This window comes from Bacillus sanguinis, from assembly GCF_018332475.1.
GTDB classification, from domain to species: Bacteria; Bacillota; Bacilli; order Bacillales; family Bacillaceae_G; genus Bacillus_A; species Bacillus_A sanguinis.
Genome location: NZ_BOQB01000338.1, coordinates 1 through 3,933 on the forward strand (window position 1 = coordinate 1; position 3,933 = coordinate 3,933).

Annotated in this window: 4 protein-coding genes; 1 reads left to right on the top strand and 3 read right to left on the bottom strand. The window is 32.3% G+C overall.

All coding sequences use genetic code 11. The annotated features are described in order from the left end of the window. On the top strand, window positions 1–1,544 hold a 1,544-nt coding region (locus tag KI369_RS25340), incomplete at its 5' end, for an MORN repeat-containing protein (RefSeq protein ID WP_212958083.1). A 506-nt stretch (window positions 1,545–2,050) separates the two neighbouring features. Here KI369_RS25340 and KI369_RS25345 read toward each other — a convergent pair. The 3 genes from KI369_RS25345 to KI369_RS25355 all read right to left on the bottom strand — a co-directional run bounded on the left by KI369_RS25345 (window position 2,051) and on the right by KI369_RS25355 (window position 3,744). Beyond that, window positions 2,051–2,503 (bottom strand): hypothetical protein, encoded by a 453-nt coding sequence (locus tag KI369_RS25345; RefSeq protein WP_212958085.1) that lies wholly within the window; start codon window positions 2,501–2,503, stop codon window positions 2,051–2,053. A gap of 134 nt (window positions 2,504–2,637) precedes the next feature. Beyond that, window positions 2,638–2,994 (bottom strand): cytoplasmic protein, encoded by a 357-nt coding sequence (locus tag KI369_RS25350; RefSeq protein WP_076874545.1) that lies wholly within the window; start codon window positions 2,992–2,994, stop codon window positions 2,638–2,640. Between the two features lie 126 nt (window positions 2,995–3,120). Continuing rightward, window positions 3,121–3,744, bottom strand: a complete 624-nt coding sequence (locus tag KI369_RS25355; RefSeq protein ID WP_212958086.1) for an acetylglutamate kinase — start codon at window positions 3,742–3,744, stop codon at window positions 3,121–3,123. Window positions 3,745–3,933 lie beyond the last annotated feature (189 nt).

Below are 3,933 nucleotides of genomic sequence, written 5' to 3' on the forward strand. Positions count from 1 at the left end.
TATGTATAGGGTTAATAAAACCACAAAAGGGATTGTTTTGGAAGAATCCTGAACAGCAAACAAGAAAGGAAGTTATTAAATTTTATAGTATCGCTGTATTTATTTACATTCTATTTGCGGTCTATTCCATATTTTTTACAATTTCGACTTTCAAAGGGTTCATGCAAATGCTTTGTATTGGTCTATTATTCCTTACTCTACTAGGGGGCTTATTGGGTTTGTTGTTTCCAAAATGGGCGATTTTTTGGAAAGATGAAAGTGAACGAACACGTCAAAAGGTAAGTGTCTATTATGGGGGAGTTTTTGTGATTTTAACGGTCCTTGGTTTTTTCATTGGGAAAATGCCAGGAGATACTGTATCTGCATATCAAAAAGAATTACGAAAAGAAAGTGAAACAGCTTTAGCAAAGCAAGAAGAGAAAAGTATTGAAGAAAAAAAGAAACAACAAGAAGAGTTGCAACAAGAGAAAAAAGAAAAGTTAAAGAAAGAAGAAGAGAATAAAAAAAGTGCTGTAGAAGAGGAAAAGAAAAAGAAAGAAGCTGCAGAAAAAAAGAAAAATGAGGAAAAACAAAAAGTTTTAGAAGAAAAGAAAAAGAGAGAGGAGGAGTTAGCTACAGAAGAAAAATTGAGAAAAGAAGAGGAAAAAAAGGAAAAAGAAAAGAAAGAGCAGAAAGAAAAAGAAAGAAAAGTCACGCCAGTGAAAACGAAAAATAGTTATGATTTTGAAAAAGAAAAGAAAGAGATATTAGATACGATTCAAAAACAAAAAGAATCCATTAAACTAGAAAAAATGGCGAAGCACGATCATTGGTTTTCTGGACCGAGTTTTGAAACAAGTGACGACGATACGTTCCTATATTTCGGGAAAATCAAGGACGGGAAACCACATGGAATTGGAGCATTATATAAAGAAGGAAATGAAAGCTACGACTTATATTATGCAGGGCATTTCAATAAAGGTTTTTTTGATGATTTTGGATTGCGTTTCAAAAGAACAGAAGAAAGTTATGCGCTGAAACAATTTATTCCAAATGGCATCAATCTTCCTTCCTATTTAGCATATGAAGGTTACTTTAAAGATGGAGAATATGAAGGGAAAGGCAATGAGCATGACCCGATTTTATTCATTGATGTGATTTCTACTTCCTTAGGAGAAGAATTACCAGAACGATCTTACCGTTATTTAGAAAAAAATAATGAAATGTTATCAGCATGGGCAGAGAAAGAACAAACAGGAGTTGTCTTTACTGAGGAGAAAACTGTACCTATGGACACATTTGTTTCCCGCACAGGAATGTTTAAAGGTGACAAATTAAATGGTAAAGGAAAAAGTTATAGAGACGAAACAACCCTTACATATGAAGGTGGTTTTAAAAATGACGAGTATCATGGTAAGGGTACAAGCTATTTAAACGGAAAGAAAGAATATGAGGGTTCGTATTCAAAGGGAAAATATGACGGTAAAGGCACGCTTTATGACAAAAATGGGAAAGTTGTACATTCAGGAAAGTTTGCAGATGGTGTATGGAAAGGGAGTAATTAAAAGGAAAAATGATGAAACAATTCACCTGAAGTGTGTGTGGATATCATTACAACACAACATAAGAATCAAAAGCTGATACAACAGTGTTTTTGCTGAGTTGTGTCAGCTTTTCTTTATAGTTCGTCCTTTAATTATGTAAGAAAGTGCCATACTTATAACACTAGTTTTAAAACATAGAATATAGACTAGTAAACAAACCTTTTTCTACTATTACACATAGAATATGATGAATTCTATTTAGGAGGATGCATATTCATGGGGAATCATTGTAATTGTAGGCGTTCATTTTGGGACGATTTAATGTTTGGAAGATGTGGATGTAGGGATTGTCACGAATGTCGTTGCAAAGAGAAACCAAAATGCGATTGTGATGAGTGTTGCTGCAAGAGTAAACCGAAGTGTGATTGTGAAAAATGTAATTGCAAAGAGAAACCGAAATGTCATTGTAAACAGGAAGGGTATTAATAGTAAAAAGAGTACGTTAAGTACTCTTTCATTTTATAAGGTTATATTCCATCTTCAACAGATTTTTTTACAATTTTCCATTTATCTTGTTTTTTAATCTTTATAGCTACATGAGTTCCAGTAGACTCCGTATAAAGGATATATCCATTGTTTGCGTTCACATATGTCAATGGTTCACCTATGCAATCTTGTGAACAAGATTTATTGATAATCTCAATTAAGGATAGTTCGTTCGGATCTGTCCTACTGGCGTCTATAATAGTGTCAACGTCTGTTTTACGATAACCTTGTAAGTTTATTTGGAAATTTTGTTCAATTTCTCCTGTAATACTAGTATTCATTACTTCAAATGAATTTTTCTTTTCTTGTAGAAATCCGTTTTCATAAAGTAATTTTGTATAACCAACCCATGCGATTAAAACTAGCATGATAAACATACTACATATTTTAAGTGTTCGAAGCCGTTTACTAACTATCGTTTCTGAGTATTTCATTCACTTTGATCCTCCAATGTTTTTAATTTAAAGTATGCCTCAATACATATTTTTAGAAGAAGGATAGAATTTAACGAATTCTAGATAAAAAAAGAAAGCATCTGAAGTTAGATGCTTTCTTTTTAGTATTTTCACTATCTGTTCGTTACTTGTTTCATAAGTGGTCTAATTTCTTTAACAGGTGGTTTTTTATCATAGGCATCAACGTAAGAGAAATAGTAATTTAAGTTTCTGAGAAGACCTTTTCCTATTTTAGCGCTCAAGAACGGAAATACTTGCCCAGTATAATCATCGAGAGATTTACAGTAATATTTTTCATCTAGATAAATACTGTATTTACATGTTAGTTCTACTAGTGAGTTCCCATCATCATCAATTACTTCTTTAGAATCAATAATGTCAATTAATGCAAATTTTTCATTCAGATAAACTTTCTTCTTTTTCTCGTGTTTATTTGTGAGTATAAATACGAGACCAATAGCGTTAATCAAAAGATTTCCTCCTATAAAAAACGGATATTAATAAAATATATCGATATACGTTAAATGTAAAGAGGAGAGGTGAAATTTCATTAATAGAATGTTTTATAAGCCGATTTGTTTTTTCAAATCGGCTTATTATTGAAACACTTGCGGGAATTGTTTTACGATTGCGTTTGTTATCATATCAGCCATTTCTAAAGCTTCTTTTTCAATTTTATCGTATAGTTTTACGCTTGCTTCAAAATCTTTATTTAGGAAGGCAAGTGCTTCTGCTTTTGTTAATGCTAAATGTTCATAGAACATTTTTCTAAATTCTTCTTTTTCTATATATGGGTTGATGCTAGTAAGAAATTCTACAATTTCATCACCGTTAGCGTACCATTTTTTCTCTATAGCAGCAGCTGCATTTTGATCACCTGCTTTAGCGGCTTTAACAAGATCCGCAGCAATGACTAAGTGGTCTTTAATTAGTGCACTATATTTTTTTACAGCATCCTCACCATAGAATGGTTCAAGTGATAGTCCCATATGTGTTGCATTTTGAAGAAGACGACCAACTGTCACGTTAACGTCTGGTAAATTAAAGATAATACTTATTATAGCTAATCTCGTCCAAGCGACATGTTGCTCCCATAAAGAACGCATATAACCTTTTAGAAAGTTTTCGTTTTTACTAATTCGGTAATTACGTACAGATGTATCAAAGTGTACATAAGGGTTATGATAGGGAGAGTAATACGATTGCCAATAAGAATACATAAATGGTAACACTCCTTTGAACATGTATAACTCAAAGTATGATGGGAATTTATATTTAGTTACGTGTCCTAAATTAATTTCAGAAATTGATATGGAAAAAGATGAAGAATTTTATTGTGGTATATACAAATAAAATGAATATAAAAATAAATGAGGCTCTGCAAGGGAAGTTGCAGAGCCTCAAAAGGG

What these genes read in the sequence shown, in the direction of transcription:
- KI369_RS25345 (WP_212958085.1), bottom strand. Translation starts at nt 2,503, where the DNA reads ATGAAATACTCAGAAACGATAGTTAGTAAACGGCTTCGAACACTTAAA.
- KI369_RS25355 (WP_212958086.1), bottom strand. Translation starts at nt 3,744, where the DNA reads ATGTATTCTTATTGGCAATCGTATTACTCTCCCTATCATAACCCTTAT.